Origin of the sequence: Pseudochelatococcus sp. (assembly GCF_050946405.1) — a bacterium.
Lineage (GTDB): Bacteria > Pseudomonadota > Alphaproteobacteria > Rhizobiales > Beijerinckiaceae > Pseudochelatococcus.
Genome location: NZ_JBMNUS010000017.1, coordinates 20,963 through 45,033, shown reverse-complemented (window position 1 = coordinate 45,033; position 24,071 = coordinate 20,963). Strand labels below are relative to the sequence as shown.

The 24,071-nt window shown below is 66.5% G+C and carries 25 protein-coding genes; 10 read left to right on the top strand and 15 right to left on the bottom strand.

The features are described from left to right. Window positions 1-88 precede the first annotated feature (88 nt). Window positions 89-667 carry a TetR/AcrR family transcriptional regulator gene (locus ACOYJQ_RS18165; protein WP_433460455.1) on the top strand — a complete coding sequence of 193 codons (579 nt, stop codon included), beginning with the start codon at window positions 89-91 and terminating at the stop codon, window positions 665-667. 65 nt (window positions 668-732) lie between these two features. Here ACOYJQ_RS18165 and ACOYJQ_RS18160 read toward each other — a convergent pair whose 3' ends face one another. From ACOYJQ_RS18160 to wrbA, 3 genes are all read right to left on the bottom strand, one after another. Then, entirely contained in the window at window positions 733-1,365 is a 633-nt protein-coding gene (locus ACOYJQ_RS18160) for a LysE family translocator (protein ID WP_433460452.1), read from the bottom strand. A 153-nt stretch (window positions 1,366-1,518) separates the two neighbouring features. Beyond that, window positions 1,519-2,736: an MFS transporter gene (locus ACOYJQ_RS18155; protein ID WP_433460451.1), complete on the bottom strand. Its 1,218-nt coding sequence runs from the start codon at window positions 2,734-2,736 to the stop codon at window positions 1,519-1,521. Continuing rightward, complete coding sequence (gene wrbA, locus ACOYJQ_RS18150) at window positions 2,736-3,362, bottom strand: NAD(P)H:quinone oxidoreductase (protein WP_433460450.1); 627 nt, start codon at window positions 3,360-3,362, stop codon at window positions 2,736-2,738. Before wrbA ends, ACOYJQ_RS18155 begins: the two co-directional genes overlap by 1 nt. Before the next feature lie 101 nt (window positions 3,363-3,463). On the opposite strand from wrbA, the gene ACOYJQ_RS18145 reads away from it, so the two are divergent. Beyond that, window positions 3,464-4,381 carry a LysR family transcriptional regulator gene (locus ACOYJQ_RS18145; RefSeq protein ID WP_433460449.1) on the top strand — a complete coding sequence of 306 codons (918 nt, stop codon included), beginning with the start codon at window positions 3,464-3,466 and terminating at the stop codon, window positions 4,379-4,381. Window positions 4,382-4,474: 93 nt separating this feature from the next. Here ACOYJQ_RS18145 and ACOYJQ_RS18140 read toward each other — a convergent pair whose 3' ends face one another. From ACOYJQ_RS18140 to ACOYJQ_RS18130, 3 genes are read right to left on the bottom strand one after another with little or no spacing between them, the layout of a single operon-like run. Next, window positions 4,475-5,911, bottom strand: coding sequence for an MFS transporter (locus ACOYJQ_RS18140; protein WP_433460448.1), 1,437 nt, complete (start codon window positions 5,909-5,911; stop codon window positions 4,475-4,477). After that, window positions 5,908-6,798, bottom strand: a complete 891-nt coding sequence (gene sigJ, locus ACOYJQ_RS18135; RefSeq protein WP_433460447.1) for an RNA polymerase sigma factor SigJ — start codon at window positions 6,796-6,798, stop codon at window positions 5,908-5,910. Before sigJ ends, ACOYJQ_RS18140 begins: the two co-directional genes overlap by 4 nt. A 1-nt stretch (window position 6,799) precedes the next feature. Then, window positions 6,800-7,228 (bottom strand): carboxymuconolactone decarboxylase family protein, encoded by a 429-nt coding sequence (locus ACOYJQ_RS18130; RefSeq protein WP_433460446.1) that lies wholly within the window; start codon window positions 7,226-7,228, stop codon window positions 6,800-6,802. Window positions 7,229-7,564: 336 nt separating this feature from the next. Here ACOYJQ_RS18130 and ACOYJQ_RS18125 point away from each other — a divergent pair, with 336 nt between their 5' ends. Together ACOYJQ_RS18125 and ACOYJQ_RS18120 are read left to right on the top strand one after the other, a co-directional pair. Next, window positions 7,565-8,194 (top strand): MarR family winged helix-turn-helix transcriptional regulator, encoded by a 630-nt coding sequence (locus tag ACOYJQ_RS18125; RefSeq protein ID WP_433460445.1) that lies wholly within the window; start codon window positions 7,565-7,567, stop codon window positions 8,192-8,194. Then, window positions 8,175-8,912, top strand: a complete 738-nt coding sequence (locus ACOYJQ_RS18120) for a hypothetical protein (RefSeq protein WP_433460444.1) — start codon at window positions 8,175-8,177, stop codon at window positions 8,910-8,912. The genes ACOYJQ_RS18125 and ACOYJQ_RS18120 overlap by 20 nt, the downstream gene beginning before the upstream one ends. Before the next feature lie 454 nt (window positions 8,913-9,366). Here ACOYJQ_RS18120 and copM read toward each other — a convergent pair whose 3' ends face one another. The 4 genes from copM to ACOYJQ_RS18100 form a co-directional block, all read right to left on the bottom strand. Beyond that, window positions 9,367-10,743, bottom strand: a complete 1,377-nt coding sequence (gene copM, locus ACOYJQ_RS18115) for a CopM family metallochaperone (RefSeq protein WP_433460443.1) — start codon at window positions 10,741-10,743, stop codon at window positions 9,367-9,369. Window positions 10,744-10,843: 100 nt separating this feature from the next. Beyond that, entirely contained in the window at window positions 10,844-11,272 is a 429-nt protein-coding gene (locus ACOYJQ_RS18110) for a hypothetical protein (protein WP_433460442.1), read from the bottom strand. Window positions 11,273-11,285: 13 nt separating this feature from the next. Further along, on the bottom strand, window positions 11,286-11,771 hold the full coding sequence (locus ACOYJQ_RS18105; protein ID WP_433460441.1) for a DUF411 domain-containing protein: 486 nt from the start codon (window positions 11,769-11,771) through the stop codon (window positions 11,286-11,288). A 148-nt stretch (window positions 11,772-11,919) separates the two neighbouring features. Then, complete coding sequence (locus tag ACOYJQ_RS18100; RefSeq protein ID WP_433460439.1) at window positions 11,920-14,025, bottom strand: heavy metal translocating P-type ATPase; 2,106 nt, start codon at window positions 14,023-14,025, stop codon at window positions 11,920-11,922. Between the two features lie 529 nt (window positions 14,026-14,554). Here ACOYJQ_RS18100 and ACOYJQ_RS18095 point away from each other — a divergent pair. Continuing rightward, a complete protein-coding gene (locus tag ACOYJQ_RS18095) occupies window positions 14,555-14,851 on the top strand; it encodes a hypothetical protein (RefSeq protein ID WP_433460437.1) in 297 nt (98 codons plus the stop codon). Window positions 14,852-14,943: 92 nt separating this feature from the next. Here the strand turns inward: ACOYJQ_RS18095 and chrA are convergent, their stop codons facing one another. Together chrA and ACOYJQ_RS18085 are read right to left on the bottom strand one after the other, a co-directional pair. Beyond that, window positions 14,944-16,164, bottom strand: a complete 1,221-nt coding sequence (gene chrA / locus ACOYJQ_RS18090; protein ID WP_433460436.1) for a chromate efflux transporter — start codon at window positions 16,162-16,164, stop codon at window positions 14,944-14,946. Further along, window positions 16,161-16,502: a PadR family transcriptional regulator gene (locus tag ACOYJQ_RS18085; protein ID WP_433460434.1), complete on the bottom strand. Its 342-nt coding sequence runs from the start codon at window positions 16,500-16,502 to the stop codon at window positions 16,161-16,163. The genes chrA and ACOYJQ_RS18085 overlap by 4 nt, the downstream gene beginning before the upstream one ends. Before the next feature lie 84 nt (window positions 16,503-16,586). On the opposite strand from ACOYJQ_RS18085, the gene ACOYJQ_RS18080 reads away from it, so the two are divergent. Next, window positions 16,587-17,369, top strand: coding sequence for a sulfurtransferase (locus ACOYJQ_RS18080; protein WP_433460432.1), 783 nt, complete (start codon window positions 16,587-16,589; stop codon window positions 17,367-17,369). A gap of 34 nt (window positions 17,370-17,403) precedes the next feature. On the opposite strand, the gene ACOYJQ_RS18075 is transcribed toward ACOYJQ_RS18080, so the two are convergent. After that, on the bottom strand, window positions 17,404-18,360 hold the full coding sequence (locus tag ACOYJQ_RS18075; RefSeq protein WP_433460430.1) for a LysR family transcriptional regulator: 957 nt from the start codon (window positions 18,358-18,360) through the stop codon (window positions 17,404-17,406). Between the two features lie 116 nt (window positions 18,361-18,476). Here ACOYJQ_RS18075 and ACOYJQ_RS18070 point away from each other — a divergent pair, with 116 nt between their 5' ends. After that, on the top strand, window positions 18,477-18,704 hold the full coding sequence (locus ACOYJQ_RS18070) for a heavy-metal-associated domain-containing protein (RefSeq protein ID WP_433460429.1): 228 nt from the start codon (window positions 18,477-18,479) through the stop codon (window positions 18,702-18,704). 64 nt (window positions 18,705-18,768) lie between these two features. Then, complete coding sequence (locus tag ACOYJQ_RS18065) at window positions 18,769-20,724, top strand: heavy metal translocating P-type ATPase (RefSeq protein WP_433460428.1); 1,956 nt, start codon at window positions 18,769-18,771, stop codon at window positions 20,722-20,724. Window positions 20,725-20,898: 174 nt separating this feature from the next. On the opposite strand, the gene ACOYJQ_RS18060 is transcribed toward ACOYJQ_RS18065, so the two are convergent. Continuing rightward, window positions 20,899-22,263, bottom strand: a complete 1,365-nt coding sequence (locus ACOYJQ_RS18060) for an ATP-binding protein (protein WP_433460427.1) — start codon at window positions 22,261-22,263, stop codon at window positions 20,899-20,901. Window positions 22,264-22,268: 5 nt separating this feature from the next. Then, window positions 22,269-22,928, bottom strand: coding sequence for a response regulator (locus ACOYJQ_RS18055; protein ID WP_433460426.1), 660 nt, complete (start codon window positions 22,926-22,928; stop codon window positions 22,269-22,271). Window positions 22,929-23,151: 223 nt separating this feature from the next. On the opposite strand from ACOYJQ_RS18055, the gene ACOYJQ_RS18050 reads away from it, so the two are divergent. Beyond that, window positions 23,152-23,562 (top strand): PepSY domain-containing protein, encoded by a 411-nt coding sequence (locus tag ACOYJQ_RS18050; RefSeq protein ID WP_433460425.1) that lies wholly within the window; start codon window positions 23,152-23,154, stop codon window positions 23,560-23,562. Window positions 23,563-23,565: 3 nt separating this feature from the next. Beyond that, the gene (locus ACOYJQ_RS18045; RefSeq protein ID WP_433460424.1) at window positions 23,566-24,063 is read left to right on the top strand and encodes a cytochrome b; all 498 of its coding nucleotides are present in this window, start codon (window positions 23,566-23,568) and stop codon (window positions 24,061-24,063) included. Window positions 24,064-24,071 lie beyond the last annotated feature (8 nt).

Here is a 24,071-nt window from a genome sequence, read left to right as displayed (position 1 = left end):
TTCGGAAAATAGGGCTGAAGACGCGCCATCTGCTCGTCCGTCAGCCAGAATAAATCACTCAAATTCAGGCTCCTTCACGGCAGCATGAATCATAATCGCTACCTCAAATCAATGGGTCCTGACCCTAGCGACCTTCCGTGCCTCGGGGTACGACGGCGCCTCGTTGGCCGACATCGCTTCTGCCACGGGCCTGGGTCGATCGAGCCTCTATCACCACTTCCCCGGAGGAAAGGAGGAGATGGCCTCGGCGGTGCTCGACAGGGTCGATGCATGGCTTGACGCGAACGTCATCGCGCCTTTGCAAAACGCAGGCATGCCGGCCGAACGCTTGGACCGCATGGTGGGGGCTCTCGACGCCTTCTACGACAGCGGTCGCAACCGCTGCATACTGGCCGCCTTTGTTGTCGGGCAGAGCAGGCAGTTGTTGGGCAAGAGGTTGGCTGCGGTCTTTGAACGCTGGATCGCCGCACTTGCGGCGGTTGCCTGCGATGGCGGAGTTGAGCCTGATGAGGCCAGGCGGCGGGCAGAAGCAGCAGTGATCGCGGTCCAGGGCGCAGTCATCCTGGCCGGAGCGCTCGATGATCCCAAGCCATTCAAAACCATGCTTGCGGACCTGCCTCGGGGCATCCTCGATGGCGGAATTGAGAACAGGGACAAGCGCGCCTGAAGCCCGTGGCCGTTCAGTAGCGGGTCAGTTCTAATTTTGTTCTGACTCGAAGTCGAGGGACGGACTTACCGGCGTGCGTCTGTCAGCATCTTTACCGCAAGCGCAGCAAGGACCGTTCCCATCAGCCAGCGCTGGATCTGCGCCCATGTCGGATGGTGCGCAAGGAAGACGGCGATCGATCCGGCCGATACAGCGATCATGGCATTGACGCAAATGCTGATGGCGATCTGGGTGAAGCCGAGGGCCAGCGATTGCGTCAGCACGTTGCCAACGTCCGGGTCTATGAACTGCGGCAAGAGAGAAAGGTAGAGCGATGCGATCTTCGGATTGAGCAGATTCGTGAGGAAGCCCATGGCGAACAGCTTGCGCGGGCTGTCTTTGGGCAGGTCGCGCAGATGAAAGGGGGAGCGCCCGCCCGGACGGACAGCCTGCCACGCTAGCCAGAGCAGATAGATCGCTCCGGCGAAGCGAATGGCGTCGTAGGCGTAGGGTACGGCCAACACGAGTGCGGTGATGCCAAGCGCAGCGCAGAGCATGTAGAAGACGAATCCGAGCGCCACCCCGCCAAGCGAGACCAGACCGGCGACAGGCCCCTGAGAGATCGAGCGCGAGATCAGATAGATCATGTTCGGACCCGGCGTCAGGACCATGCCGAGGGCGATGAGAGCGAAAGCGAGTAGGTTAGCGACGTCCGGCATAAGTGGCCTTCTACAATTTGGACAGTTTATTCACAGACAGGAGGCGCAAGCACTCTGGTAAAGAGAATAAATTCAGCTTCAGACTCTTGGGTACGGAAAGCAGTCCACCGCTTCTTGCCGATACCGGCTCTGCCGATCGATATGATCCGCGTTTCATGTGTCTCGGTCTGAATCTGCGTGTCGTCGGAGAGCGCGGCCAAGTGCAACTGCGGTTATCGCAGCCATCCACGCGGCAATCGCGACGATGAAGGCGGCGGCAGGCCAGCCATAGGCCTGGATTGCTCCTCCGACCGCTACCGGACCCACGATCTGCCCCAGATTACTCCCCTGTATCACTAGCCCGAGGACGATCGGCACAAGCCCGGCGGTGGGCGCTGCGAGCGGAGCGGTCGAGAGGAGCGTTGCCGGGATCAATCCGCCCACAGCAGAAAACATGACGCAGAGCATGAAGGTGGGTATGTCCGGCAGCACGGGCATGAAGATTCCGAAGCCGGTGATGCCCATCGCAACACTCGCGCATACGATCAGGGTGGAGCGCGTGACACCGCGCGACAGCAGAAACCCGGCGGCGAGATTGCCGGAGATGTTGGCAGCCGTTGCCATCGCACTGAGCAGTCCCGCTGTCTGGTGCGAGACCTGCATCCGCTCCATCAGCAATACGGGCAGGAAGCCGAACAGTGCGAAAAACATCAGACTGTAGAAAGCGAAGGCAAGCGCAAGCATCGCGGGACCACCGGTCACGATGGTCGATACCGCATCCCTGCCAAGTTTGCTCCACAACCAGCCCACATGCTCCCGCGCCGCCGGAATCACCAATGCAACCATCGCAGCGATGGCCAGAGCGAGGATGCTGCTTGCCCACCAAAGGGCACGCCAGTTGCTGAAGAGTGGGCCAGCCAGCATCGCGATTGCCATGCCGGCAGGCATGAAGCAGCTCCACAGCGCGAAGGCGCAGTCGCGCTGCGGCCGCGCCGTGACATGCTCCAGAACGGATGGCGCTGCAACAGTGATGAGCAGAAAGCCCGAGCCTTCGACAATGCGCGAGATCAGAAGCGGACTGAACGATGAAGCCGTGGCGCCTTGCGCGGCGCCGATTGCGGTTATGAGAAGACCAAGAAGGAGAATGCGCCGCGCGCCAAAGCTGGCGACAAATGCGCCGACGGAAATGCCGCCGATCAGCCCGAGCAAGGCGAAGACGCCGGTCAGCCAACCGATGGCTGCCAGATCAAGCCCCATATCGGACTGCAACATCGGAATGGCGATAACCGCCTTGCCGACCTGGAAGGCGGCGACGACGCCGGCGCCGACAAGCAGGAACACGGCGTCCCAGCGCGTCGATACCGGCGTTGAGGCAGGCGCCAGCGTTACCATCACGCGGCCTCGCTCAGCCGTCCGGCCGCCAGGGCGATGGCGATATTCGCGACATGCCGCCCCTGGAAGCGCGCGCCCTCCAGCTCGTTGGCGCTTGGCTGACGATCGCCGCCCTCGCCATCGTCAGCAAGCGTGGAGGCGCCGTAGGGCGAACAGCCGGTGATCTCGTCCATGCGCATCTGTCCCTTGAAGCTGTAGGGCAGACCGACGACGATCATCCCCAGATGCATCAGCACGGAGTGGGTGGACTGGATGGTCGTTTCCTGCCCGCCATGCTGGCTTCCGGTGGAGGTGAACACGCTGCCGACTTTTCCGACAAGCCTATCCTCGAACCAGAGCCCGCCGGTCTGGTCGAGGAAGTTCTTCATCTGCGCGGCCATGTTGCCGAACCTTGTCGGTGTGCCGATGATGATTGCGTCGTAGTTGACCAATTCGGCAACGCTCGCAACGGGTGCCGGCTGATCGAGTTTGTAGCCGGATTTCGTCGCTACGGTTTCGGGAACCAGTTCCGGGACGCGCCTGACCGCAACAGTTGCGCTAGTCTCACGCACACCTTGAGCCACCGCATCGGCCATTGTCTCGATATGTCCGTAGGACGAGTAATAAAGCACAAGAACCTTTGTCATCGTATTCTCCTTACCACTTTCGATCTCGCCCGAAGGATATGCCTGTCATCAGTCCACCATAAGTGATATAGTTCGTATCAAAATGATCGTTGGAGGTGATCATGCTGGACGCGCTTACCCTCGATCAGATCCGGACATTTGTCGCGGTCGCCGGAAGCGGGAGTTTCCGTGCAGGCGCGAGTCACCTGTCGCGGGCGCAGTCGGGCGTCAGCACGGCCGTTGCCAACCTGGAAGCGCAACTCGGCCTCCTGCTGTTCGATCGATCTGGCCATCGCCCGAAGCTCACGCCTCAGGGAGAGGCAATCCTTGCCGACGCGCGCGACATTCTGCTGCGCGTCGATGCGATGCGCGCGAGGGCGCGTGGTTTCGGGGAGGATGTCGAGCTTGACCTATCGATCGCGGTCGATACGCTGTTTCCGGTCACGGTGGCCGGATTGGCTATTGCCGCGATGCGCCGCCTTCACCCATCAGTCACGATCCGACTCTCTGTCGAGCCGCTTGGCGGGCCGTTGCAGGCGTTGATCGAAAAGCGCGCGACGCTCGCGATCATGGTCGGTGAGGATTTCCGTGACCCCAGGGTGGTCTTCGAAGCGCTCGCCCCCGTTCATCAGGTGGCCGTCGTCGCCCCCGGTCATCCGCTGGCGACGTTGGGCTCCGAACGGCAGGTCGAGGTTTCGGACATCGCGAACCACCTCCAGATTGTGCTAGCTGACCCGACTGCGCAATCGCAGGGTCGAGATTTCGGCGTTATCTCGCCGCAGACCTGCCGGGTGAACACGCAAGATGCCAAGCATGCGCTCATCGTGACAGGCGTCGGCTGGGGAAGGCTTCCGCTATGGCGGGTCAGGGAGGATCTCGAAAGCGGAAGGCTGGTCCGGCTTGCCACGAAATCACTCGGGCGTCGCAGTCAACTCGAATCCGAGAGCTATCTAGCCCGTCGCCTTGACGAGCCATTCGGTCCGGCGGCCCGCAGCTTTGTCAATGCGTTGAATCTGCTTGTCGCGGACAGGCGTGCGTGAACCGCCAGTGGCAGTCCTCAAGCCGTGGCCGTCACCGCGTCGCTTCCCGGGTCGGCGAGGTTCACCCATATGGATCGTCAGGATGGTGGATCGTCAAGACGCATGGTCGGCGCCTTTGAACGACACAGTGTTCATGACAACGAGGCAGGTGATCGGCGCGACTGCCACTGTCACGAACAGCCACCGCGCCGCATTGGCCGCATCCATGTCGTCGGGAGTGCTGCTCGCTCCTGCGAGATTGACCGCCAGTCCAGCAATGGCCGCACCGAATGCGGTGGCGCAGAGCTGCACCGTCATGATGGACGATGCTGCCTTGTCTTCTTCGCCCTGCGGCGCCAAATGCAGGATCATTGCCGACAGGTGCGGATAGGCAAGGCCGACGCCCGCGCCTCCTGTCACCAGGGCTGTGCAGATGAGCGCCAGGGGGAGCCAGTCGCCATCCGCCCCCGTCCACGGCATGACCGCGGCGAGGGTCGCCATCGATGCAAGCGAGAGCACAGGTCCCGCGCGCACTGCACTGGTGCGGCGATCGCCTTTAAGGCCGGATCCATAGATCGCCGCCGCCGTCCACCCCGCAGACATTACAGCCGCGATGTACCCGGCCTCCATTGGAGAACGGCCATGCAGTTCCTGCAAGAAGAGTGGCAGGAAGATCTCCGTGCAGGTGACGGTGACGGCGAGCAACGCGGAAGCCATGTAGAGGCTGCCCAGAGCGGTGGGGAGCTCGAACTTTCCGGCCGGTAGCAGCCTATGCCTGGACTTTCGCTCCGTCACGATGACAAGCCCGACCAGACCGAGGGCGGTGACCATGCCAACGACGGTGGATGAAAGGTTCGCGCCCATGCCGCCCCAGGATGCGGCGAATACCGCAAGCGTCAGGAGAGCAAGCTGAACGATTGGAAGCGGCTTGCTCTCAGTTCGTTTTTCTACGCGCGGCGGCAAGACGAAGAGCGATGCAAGGGCGACCAGGCTGGCAGCGGGGATCAGAAACAGGAACGCGCCACGCCAGAAACCGAGTTCGGCAAAGACGCCGCCAACAGCGGGACCCAGTAGGGTCGCAATGCCCCACATGCTCGACAGGAGGGCTAAAGCCCGGGGCCAGAGCGGCTCGGCGAACACCCGGCGCACCATGGCATAGGCTAGGGCCAAAAGGATACCCCCTCCGAACCCCTGTACGAACCGCCCGGCCAGCATGATCTCCATCGTATTCGCGGCGGCACAAACCAGCGTGCCGGCAATGAAGCCGAGCACTGCCGCGACATAGCTGCCCCTCGGGCCGGCCCGTGCGAGGAGCGGCGACGACAGCGCCGCGCCAAGAATCGAGGCGATGACGAACAGGGTAGTGTTCCAGGCGTAGTAGTCGAAACCGCCGATCTCGCGCACGACCGAAGGCAGGATCGTGGTCGAGATGTAAAGGTTGACAGCATGAAGGGCGACCCCGCCGCTCAGCGCAAGCGAGCGGACAAGGTTGGCGCCAGAGAGCAGATTGCCCCAGCCCGACGAAACCGCAGGCCGATTGGAGCCAGTCATTGAACCCTCCTTTCGGCTTCGCCGATGCGCGCCAGCTTGTCCGGGTTGCGCATGATGTAGACGCGCGACAGGCGACCCTGCCCATCGCAGGCGAGGCTGATCGAGGCGACGATCTGCGCCCCGTCGAAAACGAGCGCCCCCCGTGTGCCGTTGATGTGCACAGGCTGCCATCTGAAGCTCTGCCAGGACCGATGCAGGGTTTCGCCGAGGAAGCTGAGCACACCGGCCTTGCCCAAAAGGGGTTGCAGCAGTGCGAGCGCCTTGCCTCCGCCATCGGTCCGAAGCTCGATGTCTTCAGCCATCAGTGCGGCGAGTTGAGCCGTGGTCCCAGTCGTGATCGCTTCCTGGAAGGCCGCGAGCAGCTTTTCCTGCCGCTCTTTCGGGACGACGGAACCCGGCTTGGCCAGACCGACGCGATTGCGCGCGCGTGATACGAGTTTACGGCATGTCGCCTCCTGAATGCCCAGTGTCGCCGCGACATCCTCATAGGGCTGGTCGAATATCTCGCGCAGCACATAGGCGGCCCGCTCCTTCGGCGCGAGCCGTTCCAGTATGAGCAGGAAGGCGAGGGAGAGCGAGGACGACAGTTCTACCGCGCTTTCGGGGGTCTCGTCGGTCATGGTCTGGATCGGCTCCGGCAGCCACGCGCCGACATAATCGACCCGCGCCCGCCGGGCCGAGCGCAGCATGTCGATGCAACGGCGCGTGCAGGTGGTGGTGAGCCAGGCGGCGGGGTTGGAAACTGCCCCGCGCTTGGCACCCTGCCATTTCAGCCAGGTGTCCTGAACCGCATCCTCGGCTTCGGCGAGCGAGCCGAGGATGCGGTAGGCCAGCCCGGTCAGGAACGGGCGCCGGGCTTCGAACAGGTCCGTTTCGTGCTTGTCCATATCAGTGCGTGGATACCTGGATGCGGTTCCAGAGATTGATCATCGCCACTGTCGCGGTCAGCGCGCTGATCTCGGTGTCGCTGAAATGCGTGCGCAGCTCGGCGCGCAATGCGCCGTAATCCGTCTTCCGCTCGATCTGGGTCAGCGCTTCCGTCCAGGCGAGCGCGGCGCGTTCCTTGGGCGAGAAATCGTTTACATGGTCCCAAACCACGAGGCGGTCGAGCCGTTCGCTGGTTTCGCCATCGTCACGCGCTTCCTTGGTGTGCATCTTCACGCAATATGCGCAACCGTTGATCTGGGAGGCTCGAAGCTGGACGAGATGGTGCAGCATCCGATCGAGGCCGTGCTCGTCGATCGCGCCATGCACCTTTTCCAGCGCGGCAAAGACGGTGGGAACGGTTTTGTAGTGGTTTACGGGCTTGGTCGTCATCAGTGGTCTCCTTCAGGCGTTACACTCCTATGACGATCTCCGCAGCCGATTTGTGACGTGTCTTTGTTGAAAGCCTACAACCCCTGTCACCGCGAGAATCTTTCAGTCGCGATATGGGAGCCCGAACGATGCTGAGGCGTCCCTCAGTGTGGGGCAAGGAAGAGGGACGGGCCCCGTATTGAAGAGCGGCACAATGGAGGAACGACGCCAGTCAATCCCGATACACGCTTGACGGCCCATGAAGGCGGCTTGCCAATATATAGGAATCCTATGTATACTCCGACTATGGAAACGCCGAAGCCCCCGACCCCTCTTCACCACCGCATTCGCGAAGGTTTGACCCGTATCGCCACCGCCATGCGCGCGGATGATTGGCAGAGGGCGAAGGCCGCCGGCGTCAATCCGACCCAATATGCCATTCTCGATCATCTCGATGGCCGGCCGGCCGGCCTCAGTGTGAAGGATCTCGCCTTCCAGCTTGGCGTCTCCCAGCCGACGGCAACGGATTCGATCGCAGCCCTGGAGCGAAAGGGACTGATCGTGAAGCATCCTGATCCTGTCGATCGCCGTTCCGTGAATATCCTTCTGACGGAGCAAGGCAGAGCGGCACTGGAGGCCGGGCATGCCGTCACGGGCATCGCCGAGCAGGCTGTCGCATCGCTGGTCCCCGACGAGCAGGAGCACCTGCTTGTCACGTTGATCGCGATGATCCGCCACATGCAGGAGACGAACGCCATACCTGTTCAGCGCATGTGCGTGAGCTGCCGCTATTTCCGGCCTCATGCCCATGCCGGTGCGGCAAGGCCGCATCACTGCAATTTCGTGGACGCGGCCTTCGGCCAGCAGGATCTACGGATCGACTGCCGCGAACACGAAACCGCCGATCCTTCATTTCGGGCTGCCACCTGGAATGCGTTCCAAAAGGATCGTCCTTCCCTCCAGGCGAATGAAGAAAGAGGTTCATGACATGCTGAAAAACACCCTTTGGGCAGCGGCTGTTCTCGCGGCTGCGTTGGTCGCGACTCACACCGCCGCCGCGCAGTCGATCACGCCCGCGCCATCCGAGGCCGTGAGGGCCTCCTTTGACATCATCCAAACGACGATCGTCACACGCGGCGACAACGCCATCTTCACCACTCGCGTTCGTGGCGAAGCGGGCAAGGACAAGCCTGACGCCACCGGCAAATTCGAAGGATCGGCCGTCTACGCCTATGTCTGGCCGACCACCCTCGACAGCGGCGATATCGGTTTCGAGCCGGATCAGGGGATCGTGGCGCTCGCCGTGACCTTCCACCCGGATTTCGACGATGCCGCCTATGGCGGCAAGAACCGTCACGTCTGGCACCCGCACTGGGTGGTGCTGGCCGAGGACAAGGCGTGCGGCGGTGGCCTCAAGGTCATCGATATTCCCAAGGGCGCAACTCCGAAGGTTCCACCCACTTGGCCGAACGTCCCGCTGCTGATCGACAGTCCAGAATATCCGACCACGTTCAGCGGCGAAAAGGTCGAGGTGTCCATCCCGGTTTCGCTCATCGGAGGTATCACGGGGGCGTCGTTCGACGGGGTCACGGCCGGGCTGAAGGTCAACGCCAACCTGCATGCGCCGCTGCTCTGCGTCGACAACGTGTTCAAGGTCGCATCCGGCGACCTCAGTCTTCCCGGCAGGGTTGCGCCGGCCAACTGAATGGATCTGTGCTTCCGCAAGCATCAGCCCGAAATGGGCCGGCTCGCCGACTGCCATCGACGAACCGGCAATTCCTCCCCTCCAGGCAAATCGGAGAGAAAGAACATGACCAGAATTACCCTCATTGACCCCAAGGAGGCAACGGGTACCTCTGTTCAGGACCAACTGCTTCCAGACAATCCGCCGGACATTGCCCACCGGTGACATTGTTTCCAAGGCGCACGGATGGGCGCACGAATGGCGCATTTTCTCAAGCAAGACTGTAGCGACGGCCTCGACCATCGGGAGATAGACTGTGGACATGACACAGCCGGATCAGCTGAAGACATGTCATCCGAGCCGGGTCGCGGGGGCGATGTCCATGGCTGCAACCTTACCGGAAAGACTGTCGAAATCTCCAGCCGGCGCCGAGCATGATTGAATCGGCGCCGGAGCAGGCTCCGGCGCCGGCCGCTCAGCGGACCGGGCTGGCGTGGACGATGCCATTGGGCCGATCGCCGACCGGCACCGTGCCGACGACCTCGCGCCGCTTGACGTCGATGACCGAGGCGCTGTCATCGGCGATGTTCGTCACGAACACCCAGGCGCCATCCGCCGATGCCGACACGCCGTGGGCGCCGCCGCCGGCGGTGAGGGTTTCCACCACCCGTCCGGTTGCGGTGTCGATCACCGACACGGTGTCGTTCGGCGCATCCCCGGTGCCCTGATTGGCCACGTAGACGAAAGCCCCATCCGTGGTCGCGAACACCTGGATCGGATTCGGCCCCACGCCGATCCTGTTCGTCACCGCGCGGGACGCGGTGTCGATGACAGCCACACGGTTCTCGTCGCGAAGCGAGACATAAACCTGGTCACCCGGGGGCGTGAAGCCGACCTGAACGGGCGCCTTGCCCACCGGAATGCGCGCGACCTCGGCAAGCGCCTGCGTATCGACGACGGACACCGACCCGTCCTCGACATTGGCGACGTAGAGTTCGGTTTCACCCGGGTTGAGCCGCAGACCGTGGGGATAGGCGCCCGTCGCGATGCGCGCGATGACCTCTGCTTGTGCAAGGTCGACCACGGCAATCTCGTCTCCGCCGGCAAGCGAGACATAGGCGCGCCCCAGCCGGTCGGCGACCACGTGGGCCGGGTGAGGGCCCACCGCGACGATCGTCCCGCGCGCCGCGATGTTCTGCGGATCAAGAATGACCAGCAGCCCCGCGGCGGCAGATTCCGCGCCATGCCCGTGCCCGTTCGATCCGTGATCTCCCTCGGGGGCAGGATCTCCGACCGCCAGCAGCAGCCTGCCATCCGGCGTCAGATCGACGTTATGGGGCGCGACCGGGAGCGAAACCGTCGTGACCGCTCCGGTGCCGAGGTCGATGGCGCTGATGGAGCCGCCGCCTTCGTTGGCCGTGTAGACGGTCCCGCCGGTCTGGCCGAGCGCCGCAGGCAACACGCCGGCATTCGCCTCCAGCCATGCCCGCATTTCGGCGATCTCGCGTTCCTGCGCCTCGATGATCTGGGCGGCCCATTCTTTTGTCTTCGGATCGTCGCCGTACTGCTGGACGATTCTGGCCATGTCGATCGCGCCCTGATGATGCGGGATCATGCCCCGGACGAAGGCGACATCGGGATCGCCGGCCATGACCCCGTCCATCATCGGCCCGTGCATCGCATCCATCGCCTCGACATAGGCGCGGGTGACGTCGGGCACGCGCCTGTCCGTCTCTACCGTCTTCGCCAGCGGTGTTCCGCTGTGGTGGGGGGCATGCCCGACCTGGGCCAGAGCGGCGCCCGGCAGCCCTGCCAGAATGCCGACGGAAAGAACGATTGCGGTTCGTAACATTGATTTCATCCTTTGATCGCGGAGCGCCGACAATCCGGTTCGCGGTCGCGGGTCTCCGCCCTGTTCGCATGGTCTTGCGGATCTGCGCCGGTGCGGCGCTTCACATGGCGACGAGGCGTGGCGGCCTCAGGGGGCCTTCCGGGGATCGTCCGAGCGGATCGGGATACCTGACCATGAAGAATTCGCCGCGCAGGGGCGGGGCGGGTATCGGCGATCCGACAGAAAGGGCGACGATCAGGCAGGACTGACAGCAATCCGCGGGATACCCGCCGCTCTCATCACTTGCGCAGCCGGCGTAGAGAGCCGCGTCCTGCATGTCCGGCAGGTGGTGCCCGGCGCAGAAAGGCGTCGTGGCGGCGGCCTGCTGGTGATGGATGGCGAGTCCGGCAGGACCGGCGTGCGACCGCGCCTGAAGAACCAGTGCGCCGATGGCAAGCAACAGGATGCAGATCGCGATGACAGCGCCGACGACCGGCGGGATTCCCTCCTGTCGGCATTGTCCCGGATACCCGGCGGGCGGGGCGGTCATGCGGGTGCCTCGCTCAGATTTCCCGCGAGCCGACAAAGCGTCCGAAGGTCCGGATGGTCGGATCGAAGAGGAACGCTTCATATGGCTCCGGCTGGACGCCGGGGAAATCCATACCGGGCGCGCCGGCCGGCATTCCGGGAATGGCCAGCCCCGTCGCCTCGGGCCGCTCGACCAGCAGGCGGCGGATCGCGGCGGCGGGAACGTGCCCCTCGACCACATAGCCGCCCACTTCAGCGGTATGGCACGACACCAGGTCGGCCGGCACGCCGAGCCGTTGCCTGAGGCTGTCGGCATCCGGCGAGTTCACTACCCGCACCTGGAAGCCTGCGGCCTCGATATGCGCGACCCAGCCGTCGCAGCATCCGCAGGACGGATCCCTGGTGACGGTCACCGGGGGCAGCGCCCCGGCCTGTCCGCCACCTGCCATGGACATCAGCACGGAGAATGCGCCGACGGCCGTCAGAAAGGCGCGCCGGCCTGGAATGTGATTGTGTCGCATCGTCATATCTCGCTTGCGGATTTCACTGTCGCGCCGCACCGGTTCCGGCGCGACACAAGAAGGATGAGCAGGCGCCTGAATGCCGCAGCATGTTGCCGCCTGCCCGGCAATGAAGGGATCGGCGTCAAGTTCGCACGGAAATTGCCGCTCATCCGTGCCGCCTGTAGGAGCGCAGGAACTGGGCGTTGACGGCGACGATGACGGTGCTCGCGGACATGAACACTGCGGCCACCGCGGGCGTCATCAGGAAGCCGGTGCCGAAAGTGATGCCGGCCGCCATCGGCACGGCCAGCGCATTGTAGGCCGTCGCCCAGATCAGGTTCTGCACCATCTTGCGCCAGGTGGCGCGCGACAGGCCGAGGATCGCCGCCACGTCGCGCGGGTCGCTTCTGACCAGCACGACATCGGCCGATTCCACGGCGACGTCGGTGCCGGCGCCGATGGCGATGCCGAGATCGGCCACGACCAGCGCGGGCGCGTCGTTCACCCCGTCGCCGACCATGGCGACGGAACGCCCGCGCGCCTGCAACTCCTCGATCTTCCGCGACTTCTGATCGGGCAGCACCTCGGCGAAGTATTCGGTGATGCCGAGTTCCCCCGACACTGCCTTCGCGACGCCCTCGGCATCGCCGGTGAGCATGACGGAACTGATCCCGAGGGACTTGAGTTCGGCGATGGCCTCCTTCGATTCCGGGCGCACGATGTCGGCCAGCGCGAGGAGGGCGCGCGGCGTGCCGTCGCGGACGAGAACGACGACCGTCTTGCCCTGTGCTTCAAGGCGCCCGAGGCTGTCATGGGCGATGGCGTTGCCCTGCCGTGCGAGATGGCCGGGGCTGACGATGCGGATATCCTGTCCGTCGACGCGGGCGGTGATGCCCTCGCCGGTGATGTTGCGCACCTCGCTGGCCTTCGGCACGGTCAGGTTGCGGGCCTTCGCCTCGGCGACGATGCCGTGGGCGATGGGGTGTTCGGACTGGCTTTCGGCCGCGGCGGCGAAGGCCAGTTCCGTATTCTGCTCGCCCTCCGCCAGCAGCACGATGTCGCTGACGCCGAACCGCCCCTCGGTCAGCGTGCCGGTCTTGTCGAAGACCACGGTATCGAGGTTGCGCGCCCGCTCGAAGGCGGCGCGGTCGCGGATCAGCAGCCCGTTGCCGGCCGACAGCGAGGTGCTGACCGCAACGACCAGCGGCACGGCAAGACCCAGCGCATGCGGACAGGCGACGACCATCACCGTCACCATCCGTGCCATCGCGAATTCGAACGGCGCGTCCAGCACCAGCCACCAGACGGCGAGCGTTCCGAAACCGACCGTGAGCGCGATCCAGGTCAGCCACGAGGCGGCGCGATTGGCGAGGTCCTGGGTGCGCGACCGGGTGGCCTGTGCCCTTGTCACCAGGTCGATGACCTGCGCCAGATAGGTGGCATCGCCGGTGGCGGTCACCTTCATGGTCACGGCACTGGCGCCGTTGATCGCGCCGCCGATGGCGGTGGCGCCGACGCCCCTGGTGACGGGCCGGGATTCGCCGGTCAGCATCGCCTCGTTGAAGCCCGACGATCCCTCGACGATCTCGCCATCGACCGGCACCTTGGCGCCCGGGCGCACCAGCACGCGGTCGCCGGGCTGAAGTGCCGAGATCGCAACCTCGTGCATCGTGCCGTCCGCGTCGATCCTCGTCGCGCTGTCGGGGAGAAGGCGGACGAGTTCTTCCAGCGCCCGCGAGGCGCCCATCACCGAGCGCATCTCGATCCAGTGGCCGAGCAGCATGATGGCGATCAGCGTCACCAGTTCCCAGTAGAATTCCTCGCCCGGGAAACCGAAGGTGACGGCGGCCGAGAAGAAATAGGCGGCCGAGATCGCCAGCGCGATCAGGGTCATCATGCCGGGCTGACGCTTGCGCAGTTCCGAGGCGAGGCCCGTCAGGAACGGCCAGCCGCCATAGACATAGACGATGGTCGAGAGCGCGAAGAGCACGTAGCGGTCGCCGGGAAAAGCCATCGCCCCGGCGATCCCGAACCAGTGCTGGATCATCGGCGACAGCAGCAGGATCGGCGGTGTCAGGATCAGCGTGATCCAGAAGCGACGGCGGAAATCCGCGACCATCGCACCGTGGTCATGCCCGCCATGACCGCCATGTTCGGCATGGCCGGAGCCGGTGGCAGCCATGACTGTGCCGCCGGCCGAATGGCGGTGCTGGGCATGGGCATGACGGTCGTGGTGGCCATGACGGCCGGCATGGGATTCGTGATCGGTCATCGGCGGATGTCTCCGGGAGGGATGGGACTTGTCCCGATGCAATTGATCCGTTGGACGAAGGCGGAAACGGCGTGGGTGTCGTCTTCCCGGGCAGTTGCGCCTTCCCGTCCGGCAGGGCGGATATGGGTCCACGCCGGTATCGGGAACATCACGCGCGTGACGCGTGCGTCACGCGCGGCGGCATCGGCCTTCAGCCGGCCGGGAAAGTCGCGGCGTTTCATGATGGGATACTCGGTTCCGTGCCGATGCAATGCCGGCGAATTGGCCTGGACGCGCCGCGTGGCGCGCGCGGGAAGGCCGGGCCGCGCGCAGGAACCGCACGGCCCGGACCGGATCAGGCCCGGAATCGAGGAGGAGCGAGAGGGGGCGGGATCGATCGCCCGGAAGCGATCCGGTCGGACCGCTCATAGTGTTGGCTGGCGTAAACCGGGACGAGGGTCATGCCGGCCGCTCTGTCCGTCGCGACGGGACAGGCGCCACAGGCAAAAGTGCAGCAATCCCCACGCTCTGCAGCCGGGGAATGATCGGAGTGGTCATCCTGTTCGGCAGCGGTTGCGTGCTGTGGGCTTCCCGCATCGGTCGCATGCACCTGATCCGCCCGGTCGTGGCATGTGACGGACAGAGCGTGGGCGAAGGGCGCAACCAGCAGCGCCGCCGCGACCAGCAGGGCCAGCAGCATCTTCACTTGCACACTTGTCTTTACTTGCACACTTGCCCGCCGCACGCCGGCCATCAGTTGGATCAACCTCTGTTCCGCACCACCGCACCGTCTTCCGATTCGGGAAACCGGGCCTTGATCCGCATCAAGCGCACCGATTTCCTGTGAAAGTGGAAATCGCGACGGGAGAATTCAACGCGTCGATGACGATATCCCTGCCCGGGACCGGGCCGCATGTCAGCGGTGACGGGCGGTGAGGGTCAGATCAGCGTCAGCACCGCCCCGCCGGTGGCGGCAACCAGCACGACGATCCACGGCGGTGCCTTCCAGACCACCAGAGCGCTGAAACAGACCAGCGCCAGCGCGAAATCCTCGGGCCGCAGGATCGCGCCGGTCCAGACGGGGTGGTAGAGTGCCGCACCCAGGATGCCGACCACCGCCGCATTGGCCCCGGCCATCGGCGCCCGGACCCTCGGTTGCGCGCGCAGGGCGTTCCAGAACGGCAGCGCGCCGACCAGCAGCAGGAAGCCGGGCAGGAAGATCGACAGAAGCGCGATCATCGCGCCGGCGATCCCGTTCGGGGCGGGTTCCAGCGCCGCGCCCAGATAGGCGGCGAAGGTGAAGAGCGGCCCCGGCACCGCCTGCGCCGCGCCATAGCCGGCAAGGAAAGCGTCGGGCGAGACCCAGCCGGGCGCCACCACCTCCGCCTCCAGCAGCGGCAGCACCACATGGCCGCCGCCGAAGACCAGCGCGCCGGCGCGGTAGAAGGCATCGACGACTGCCAGCCCCTGCGCCGGGATCGCTGCGGCCATGAGCGGCAGGCCGATCAGCAGGGCGAAGAACAGGATCAGCGCAAAGGCGCCCGCGCGGCGCGAGACGGGAAAGTGCAGGGCGGTCCCAGCCCCGGTCCCGGCCTCGCGGCACAGCCACAGGCCCGCCAGCCCTCCCAACAGGATCGCGCCCAACTGGCCGGCCGCGCCGCCGACGAAGATCGCGACCAGCACGGCGGCGACCGCGATCCCCGCGCGTTCGCGATCGGGGCAGAGCGTGCGGGCCATGCCCCAGACCGCCTGCGCCACGATCGCCACCGCGACGACCTTCAGCCCGTGCATCACGCCCTGGCCTAGCGGGCCGGACAAGGCCGCCGCCCACCAGGCGAACAGGATCAGCAGGATGGCCGATGGCAGGGTGAATCCCGCGAAAGCCGCGAGCGCCCCCAGCGGCCCCGCCCGCTGCAACCCCAGCGCGAAGCCGACCTGGCTGGAGGCCGGGCCGGGCAGGAACTGGCACAGCGCCACCAGATCGGCATAGCCGCGATCGTCGATCCAGTCGCGCCGGGCGACGAATTCCTCGCGAAAATAGCCCAGATGCGCGATCGGCCCGCCGAAGGACGTCAGGCCCAGCTTGAGGAAAGCCGCCAGAACCTCGCCGGACGTGCCTTTGGCCGCGGCACTGCTGTTGTTTGCGGATGTGTCGGTCATTGTCGCATGGCCTCGCCGGTGAATTCGCGGACCCGCTCCTTGGCCAGAGCCAGGCCCGCCTTGCCTTTTTCGGTGATGGAATAGAACTTGCGCACCGTGCGGCCGTCGCGCTCGCTGCGGGACGTGAGATAACCGTCCCGCTCCATCTTGTGCAGCATGGGGTAGAGCGTGCCGGGCGAGAGCCGATAGCCATGGCTGGCCAGTTCGTCGATCATCCATTGCCCGTAGATCTCGTGCTCGGCGGCGTGATGCAGCACATGCAGCCGGACCAGCCCCGAGAGCAGGTCGTGATGCTCCAGCTTGCGATCGTGCGGGTTTTCGATCATATCGTTTTCCAATATCGTTCTTCGTTATCGGATATTGTATCGCGCAATGCAATCCCGTAGGCTTGCCGTCGCCGAAACTTCACGAAAGGCAGCGCCATGGCCGATCCCGTCATCGAAGCCGCCGACATTCCGCGTCTCGACCGCCCGTTCCTGTTGGACGTGCGTGACCGCGACTCCTTTGCGGCGGACCATGCGGAAAGCGCGATCCGGGTGCCGGTCGAGGCGTGGATCGAAGCCGCCAGAACCGAGCAATCGTCCTTCGACAACCTGGACCACTGGCAGGCGGAAATCTCGGCTCTCGGGCTGACGGATGCGCTGACGGCGGTGATCTTCGATGACGGCCGCATGACGGAAGCCGCGCGTGTCTGGTTCGTCCTGCAATTCTTTGGCGCAAGGGCAGTCATCGTGAACGGAGGCTGGCCCGCCCTCAAAGGGGAGAGTGTCGCCCTTTCGATTCCGGTCCATGACGCAGGGGAGGCGTTCCGCGCCAGGGTCCATGCGGGTCCCGTCGGCCTCGTGACGCGTGACCGCCTCAAGGCGGAACTCGGCAGTACCGCCATTCTCGACGCAAGGACGGAGGCGGAGTTCTCCGGCACCGACAGCCGCAACAACGCGCGGGCCGGTCATCTTCCAGGCGCGCGGCTTCTGCCCCATGCCGATCTGCTCGAAGACGGACGCGTCAATTCCGCCGGAACGCTGCGGCGGATGCTCTCGGCTGCCGGGTTTCAGCCCGGCGATCACATCGTGACCCATTGCGACGGTGGCGGACGGGCGGCACTCGCGGCCATTGCCGCCATGCGCGCCGGTTTCAATGATGTCCACGCCTATTATCTCAGCTTTTCCGATTGGGCACGGGATGAAAGCTGCCCGGTCCTGTGACGAACCGGAGGCTTTTGAAGCGCGATGCGCTGTCTCAGGAAACGCAGTTGCGTTTCCCGCCGTCCTGGTCCTGTCCGGCAGGAGGGGCGCTGGAGGGCCGTCCCGGGCGGCGTCCTTCGAGCAGGTCGGCCTCCGCTGCAAAGGCCTCGGCCATGAAGTCCATGAAGGCGCGGATGCGGGCGGTGGCGCGCAGGTCTTCGTGGGTGAGCAGCCACAGGTCCAGCGTGAACGGCTCGGGCATCTCGGCGATGCGGATCAGGCCGGGATCGCGGTCCGCGAGGCCGCAGGGCAGCGGCGCCAGCCCCGTCCCCGCCCGCGCCGCGCCGATCGCCGCCGGGATCGAATTGGTGCGAAAAGCCAGCCGCGCCTGCGGATAGAGCCGGGCCATGTGCCGCGCCAGCGGCGCGTGCTCGTCGTCGAAGCCGATCCAGTCCCGCGCTGTCAATTCCCCGTCCTGCACGGTCGGGCCACCGGCCGCAGCGTAGATCGCAAAGGCCAGCCGCGCCACCCGCCGGCCCACCAGCGTCTCGGACGGGGCATTGCCGACGCGCAGCGCGACATCGGCCTCGCGCCGGGTCAGGTCGAGGGCTGCGTTCGACACCACCACGTCCAGCACGATCCCTGGATATTGCGCACGGAACGCCGCCAGATGGCCGGGCAGCACGCCAAGCGCCAGCATGTCGACGGTGGTGATGCGGACCGTGCCGCCGAGCCGCAGATCCCGCCCGGTGACCCTGCGGCTGAGAGCGGCGATCTGCTCCTCGATCCGCATCGCCGCGTCGCGCATCTCCTCGCCCGCCGGGGTCAAGGCATAGCCGTTGGGCAGCCGCTCGAACAGCCGCACGCGGAGCCGGTCCTCGAAAGCGCCGACCCGGCGGAACACGGTCGAATGATTGACCCCGAGCGTGCGCGCCGCGCCCGAGAGCGTGCCCACCCGCGCCACCGCCAGAAACAGGCGCAGATCGTCCCAGTTCGCCGCCTGTGCTTCCATGCAAGGACTCCTTGCCCATATCGCCAATCCCTGTGCGTGAGAGGACAGCATATCTTTCCGTTGCCAGCAACCTCCGGCCGTCAGCCGGCCCGGCAGAGAGCCAAAGGAGCAGACCGATGTCCGAGAAACTTAAAACCATTCTTCGCAGCGACGAGTTTTCGTGCCCGTCCTGCGTGGCGAAGATCGAGAAGGCGCTGAAGGCCCTGCCCGGCGTCGAAGACGCCAGGGTGCATTTCAGCACCGGCCGCATCGAGATCGACCACAATCCCGCCCGTGCCCCGGTCGACACCCTCGTGCAGGCCGTGCGTTCGACGGGCTACGAGGCGCGGCCCGCGGCCTTCTGATCTCCATGCCCCGCCGCCCCGTCGGGCGGCGGGATTTCCGGCATCCGGCACAGGGAACACCGACATGTTCACCTCCATTCGGGCGGGGCTTTCGCACCCCGCCACCCGGCGCCTGTGGCTGACCATCGGCAGCGGCGCGCTGATCATCATCGGCCTCGTTGCGCGCTACGGTTTCGATGCGCGCGAGGTCCGGGCGGCGCTGATGATCGCTGCCGCATTCCTCGCCGGCTCTGACATTGCCGTGCGCGCGGTGCAGGCACTGCGCATCCGGCATCTCTCCATTGAGCTTTTGGTCACCGTCGCCGCAACCGGCGCGCTGGTGATCGGCGAATACTGGGAGGCGGCGGCGGTCACCTTCCTGTTCATGCTCGGCGCCTGGCTCGAAGCACGGACGATGCGCCAGACCCGCGGCGCGCTGGCCGACCTGCTGAAGGCCGCGCCCGAAGTCGCGACCGTGATCCGCGACGGCCGGCCGGTCGAGGTGGCGGCGGGCGCGGTGCGGCCGGGCGAGATCGTGCTGGTCAAGGCTGGCCAGCGCATTCCCGTCGACGGCGAGGTCACCGGGGGCAACGCCGCCGTCAACGACGCCCCGATCACCGGCGAGCCGATCCCGGCCGAGAAAGCGCCCGGCGCCCGTGTCCATGCCGGCACCATCGCCGAGAACGGCCTCCTGCGCATCCGCGCCACCGGCATCGGCGCCGACACCACGCTGGCGCGCATCATCCGCCGCGTCGAGGAGGCGCAGGAGGAGCGCGCTCCCAGCCAGCGCATGATCGAGCGCTTCGCGCAGTGGTACACGCCGGCGATCATGCTGCTGGCGCTGGGAACCTGGCTTGCGACCCGCGACATCCGGCTGGCGCTGACCCTGCTCGTCGTCGGCTGCCCCGGCGCATTGGTGATCTCGACTCCGGTGTCGATCGTGGCGGGCATCGGCCGGGCGGCGCGCTCGGGCATCCTGATCAAGGGCGGGCAGCATCTGGAAAGCGCGGGCAGGATCACCGCGCTCGCCCTCGACAAGACCGGCACCCTGACCGAGGGTCGGCCGAGCCTGGCCGAAGTAGTCGCCCTCGGCGGCCACGACGGCGATGAGGTGCTGCACTGGGCGGCGATCGCCGAATCCGGCTCGGACCATCCGCTCGGCCGGCCGATCGTCGAGGCCGGCCGGGCGGCGGGCGAGATCCCGGCGCCGGATGCGGTCGAGGAGCAGGCGGGAATGGGCATCGTCGCCCGCCATGCCGGCCGCGAGATCGCGGCCGGCAGCCGGTGGCTGATGGACCGGCTGGGCATCGCGCTCGATCCCGAGGCCGGGGCGGCGCTGGCCGGGCTGCTGGAGCGTGGGCGCACGCCGGTGATCGTGGCGCTCGACGGCAGGGTGGCGGGTATCCTCGGCCTGTCGGACCGGCCGCGCCCGACGGCCAGGGCCGCCATCGCCCGGCTGCGCGAGATCGGCGTCACAAACATCGCCATGCTGACCGGCAACCAGAAGCAGGCGGCGCAGGCCGTGGCGGCCGAGGTCGGCATCGACGATATCCACGCGGGTCTGCTTCCCGAGCAGAAGCTGGAACTGATCCGGCAGTTCCGCGCCGGGGGCAGCCATGTGGCGATGATCGGCGACGGCATCAACGATGCGCCGGCACTCGCGGCGGCCGACACCTCGATCGCCATGGGCGCGGCGGGCAGCGACGTGGCGATCGAGACCGCCGATATCGCGCTGATGTCCGACGACCTCGGCAAGATCCCCGAGGCGATCGCCATCTCGCGCGCGACGCTCGCCAACATGCGCCAGAACCTGATCATCGCGCTGCTGACCGTGGCCGGCCTGCTGGCGGGCGTGTTCAGCGGCCATGTCCATATGGCGGGCGGGATGCTGGTCCATCAGCTCTCGGTGCTGGTGGTCATCGCCAACGGCATGCGCCTGCTGCGCCTCCCGCCCGGGGCGGGCGCCGGGCAGGTCGCTTTGTTGCATCGTGCCCCTCGTCGAGGCAATCGCTCGGGCGCGGACAGTGGGCAGGCTGTGTAGAGCGAGTATCGTCATCGGTTGCAGCAGGTCGAACAGCTTCCCGCTGGAACCTCTCCTGCACGGGTATCCCATGCGCGGCCAGGTTCCGCCGCAGCGCCGCGCCGAAACCGGCGGAGCCGCAGAACCAGGCGCCAGTGCGCCAGTCCGGGACGATGGCGCGAATGAGCTCGCCGCTCAGCGAGCCGTCGCGGGCGGTGCCTGCGGCTGGAACCGGGCCTCGAAGCCGTCATTCCGGCCCGGAGCGGGTGAGGCGAGGGTGAGGGCGGCGCCGGTGCCCTTCGCGATCGCCGCGGCGATGGCAAGGCCGAGACCGGAGCCGCTCGCCGTGCTGCCCGCCCGCTCGAAGCGATCCGTCAGCCGCGCGAGCCTGTCGGCCGGCACGGCGGGGCCGGCGTTGGCGACGGTGAGTGTGCCGCCAAAGGAGAGCTTCACCTCGACGGGCGCGGCGGCATCGCCATGGATCAGCGCATTCTCGATGAGGTTGCGGGCAAGGATGGCGAAGGCGTCGGGGTCGACGCGCATCCGGGCGCCGCCTTCCGGCAGGGCGAGCCGCAGGCGCTCCCCGTGTCCCGCGCGGAAAAAATCCTCCGCCACCAGGGCGAGGATCAGCGCCATGTCGCATTCGATCCCGGCCAGCACGCCGCCGCCTTCCGCCCGCGACAGGTGTAGCAGCTTTTCGGCGAGCCGGGCGAGGCGCTTCAGTTCCGTCTCGATGGTAAGCGCCCGCTGGCGCAACGGTCCCTCGGGCGCCTCCGCCACCAGCCGCTGGGTCTGCGCCAGCACGGCCGCCACGGGCGTGCGCAATTCGTGCGCGGCGTTGGCGGTGAAGGCGCGCTCGGCCTCCAGCGTGCGCGCAAGCCGCGCCATCAGCCGGTCCACCGCGTCGCGGATCGGCGCCAGTTCCTCCTGCAGGCCGGGCGTGGTCAGGGCCGAGAGGTCCGAGGCGTCGCGCCCCGCCACCTCCGCCGACAGCGCCGCCACTGGGGCAAGGCGCGCACGGGTGAAGAGCGCGATGCCGATAAGGCTCGCCGGCAGCAGCAGGAGCAACGGCAGGAACATGAAGCCGATGGTTTCCCACCGCGCCTCGCGCCGGTAGGAAAACGGCTCCGCCACCTCGATCCGGTAGGTGCCCGACACGGCGTATCGCGCATAGATGCGATGGTCGTTCACGGTGTGGAAGCCTTCGGCCAGCGGCCGGCCGAAGACCGCCAGGTCGGCGTCGTCGGAGGCGAGCACGATGCGCCCGTCGCGCTCGCGCACGACATAGGTGATCTGGCCCTCGCGCCGCGGCCCCACGGCGGAGACCTGGCGGGTCCCGGGTGCTTCCTCGTCGTTGATCAGCTCGATCACCGCGAGCGGCAGGATGCGCTCGGCGGTCTGGCGCAGGGCGGAATCGAAGATCTCCTCCAGCTCGTGCCGGACGATCTGCGCGGCGGCGGCCATCGCCAAGAGCCAGAAGAGGCAGAGCCCGGCGGAAAGGCCGAGCGCGAGGTCGCGCCGCAGGCTGCGCGGGCGGGTTCGGGGGCGGCGCGCATCCACCGCTTTCACCCGCGCCCCAGCCGGTAGCCGAGGCCGCGCAGCGTTTCGACGCTGCCCCGCCCGAGCTTGCGGCGCAGACGGCTGACGTAGACCTCGATGGTGTTGCTCTCCACCTCCGCATCGAAGGAATAGAGCCGTTCCTCCAGCACGGATTTCGGCACGATGTTGCCGGGGCGCTGCAGCAGGGTCTCGAACACCGCCCATTCGCGCTGGCTCAGGGCGATCTCTCCTTCCGGGCCGGTGATGCGGCGGGCGGCGAGGTCGATGGCGAGGTGGCCGAGTTCGACCAGCGGGTTGGGGTTGCCCGCATAGCGCCGCGCCACCGCGCCGATGCGGGCCGACAGCTCGGCGAGATCGAACGGCTTGACGAGATAATCGTCCGCGCCGGCGTTGAGCCCCTCGATCCGCTCCGTGATCCGGTCGCGGGCGGTGAGGATGATGACCGGCACCGCCGAGCCCTGCCGGCGCAAGGCGCGCAGGAAGCCGAGGCCGGCACCGTCGGGCAGCATCAGGTCGAGCAGGATCAGGTCGTAGACGACGGTATCGGCGCAGGCGCGCGCGTCGGCGAGCGTCGCCACCCGGTCGGGCGTGTGGCCGTCGGAGGCGATCTGGGCGTGCACGGCATCGCCGATGCCGTGATCGTCTTCGACCAGAAGGATGCGCATGCCCGTTCCTTCGCCTTCCGTTCCATGCTCGTCGGCCTGCGAACTGACAGGCGGCTGAACGCGCGCCGCTGCCCCGTTCAGTCTCCCGTCAGGCTATTCGCTCATCCCGGTAGCCGGGAACGCTAGTTCATCGCCGCACTTTCTGGAACTGTTCAAATGACCGCAGGCAAACAGCCGCTGGCCAATAACCGCTGGCAAAAGATCGCTGGAAGGGATTGACGGGATGAAACGGTGTATCCTGATGGCGCTCGTGCTGTGGGGTGGAACAGGTGCCGGCGGCGCGCTGGCCGATGATCGCTGCGGCGTGCCGATGGCGAGCTGGCAGCCGCGGGAGGCGGCCGGCCGGGCGGCGGAGGAGATGGGCCGGGCGATGGGCTGGCAGGTGCGGCGAATCCGCACCGACGGCGGCTGCTACAGGATTCATCTCCGCGACACGCGCGGCAACCGCATCGAGGCGCGGATGGCGCCCGACACACTGGCGCTGCGCCGCCTCGATGTGGAGTTCGCCCCCGGCGGCAGCCTTGCCGATCTGTGCGCCGCGGCCGCCCCTCAGCGGCCGCCCGCCGCTTCACCGTTTCCGTCTTCCGGCACGCGCGCACCCGCCCCCGGGGCGCCCGGCACACAGGAGAACTGACCCATGTCCGCGCTTGTACGAACCGGATATTCACCCGCGCAGATCGCGCTTCACTGGCTTGTCGCCGCGCTCGTCATCTTCCAGCTCGTCTTCGGAGAGAGCATGGCGGAGATGGTCGAGGCCGCCGAGGAAGGCAAGGTCCTTTCCGGCACGGAAACGGCGCTCGGCAACGCCCACTACTGGGTCGGCATCGCGGTTCTCGCGCTGGCGGCGCTGCGTCTGCTGCTGCGTATCGTGCAAGGCGCCCCGGCGCCGATCGGTGGCGGCGCGCTGGGGCTGGCGGCCACCGGCGCGCATCATCTCTTCTATCTGCTGCTGTTCGCCGCTCCGGTCACCGGCCTGCTCGGCTTCTATCTCGGCGAGCCGTGGAACGAGGTGCACGAGATATCGAAGCCAGCCTTCGTCATCCTCATCGTCGTGCACGCGGCCGGCGCGCTCTTCCATGCCTTCTGGCTGCACGATGGCACCCTGCGGCGCATGGTCGTGCCGCAGCGGAGCTGATCGCGCCG

Bases quoted from the DNA above. Each gene is read 5' to 3' on its own strand.
- wrbA (WP_433460450.1), bottom strand. From the start codon at position 3,362: ATGACAAAGGTTCTTGTGCTTTATTACTCGTCCTACGGACATATCGAG.
- ACOYJQ_RS18160 (WP_433460452.1), bottom strand. From the start codon at position 1,365: ATGCCGGACGTCGCTAACCTACTCGCTTTCGCTCTCATCGCCCTCGGC.
- ACOYJQ_RS18065 (WP_433460428.1), top strand. From the start codon at position 18,769: ATGTTCACCTCCATTCGGGCGGGGCTTTCGCACCCCGCCACCCGGCGC.
- ACOYJQ_RS18050 (WP_433460425.1), top strand. From the start codon at position 23,152: ATGAAACGGTGTATCCTGATGGCGCTCGTGCTGTGGGGTGGAACAGGT.
- sigJ (WP_433460447.1), bottom strand. From the start codon at position 6,798: ATGGACAAGCACGAAACGGACCTGTTCGAAGCCCGGCGCCCGTTCCTG.
- ACOYJQ_RS18105 (WP_433460441.1), bottom strand. From the start codon at position 11,771: ATGCGACACAATCACATTCCAGGCCGGCGCGCCTTTCTGACGGCCGTC.
- ACOYJQ_RS18070 (WP_433460429.1), top strand. From the start codon at position 18,477: ATGTCCGAGAAACTTAAAACCATTCTTCGCAGCGACGAGTTTTCGTGC.
- ACOYJQ_RS18080 (WP_433460432.1), top strand. From the start codon at position 16,587: ATGGCCGATCCCGTCATCGAAGCCGCCGACATTCCGCGTCTCGACCGC.
- ACOYJQ_RS18140 (WP_433460448.1), bottom strand. From the start codon at position 5,911: ATGACTGGCTCCAATCGGCCTGCGGTTTCGTCGGGCTGGGGCAATCTG.
- ACOYJQ_RS18120 (WP_433460444.1), top strand. From the start codon at position 8,175: ATGAAGAAAGAGGTTCATGACATGCTGAAAAACACCCTTTGGGCAGCG.
- ACOYJQ_RS18075 (WP_433460430.1), bottom strand. From the start codon at position 18,360: ATGGAAGCACAGGCGGCGAACTGGGACGATCTGCGCCTGTTTCTGGCG.
- ACOYJQ_RS18155 (WP_433460451.1), bottom strand. From the start codon at position 2,736: ATGGTAACGCTGGCGCCTGCCTCAACGCCGGTATCGACGCGCTGGGAC.
- ACOYJQ_RS18145 (WP_433460449.1), top strand. From the start codon at position 3,464: ATGCTGGACGCGCTTACCCTCGATCAGATCCGGACATTTGTCGCGGTC.
- chrA (WP_433460436.1), bottom strand. From the start codon at position 16,164: ATGACCGACACATCCGCAAACAACAGCAGTGCCGCGGCCAAAGGCACG.
- ACOYJQ_RS18130 (WP_433460446.1), bottom strand. From the start codon at position 7,228: ATGACGACCAAGCCCGTAAACCACTACAAAACCGTTCCCACCGTCTTT.
- copM (WP_433460443.1), bottom strand. From the start codon at position 10,743: ATGTTACGAACCGCAATCGTTCTTTCCGTCGGCATTCTGGCAGGGCTG.
- ACOYJQ_RS18110 (WP_433460442.1), bottom strand. From the start codon at position 11,272: ATGACCGCCCCGCCCGCCGGGTATCCGGGACAATGCCGACAGGAGGGA.
- ACOYJQ_RS18045 (WP_433460424.1), top strand. From the start codon at position 23,566: ATGTCCGCGCTTGTACGAACCGGATATTCACCCGCGCAGATCGCGCTT.
- ACOYJQ_RS18055 (WP_433460426.1), bottom strand. From the start codon at position 22,928: ATGCGCATCCTTCTGGTCGAAGACGATCACGGCATCGGCGATGCCGTG.
- ACOYJQ_RS18100 (WP_433460439.1), bottom strand. From the start codon at position 14,025: ATGACCGATCACGAATCCCATGCCGGCCGTCATGGCCACCACGACCGT.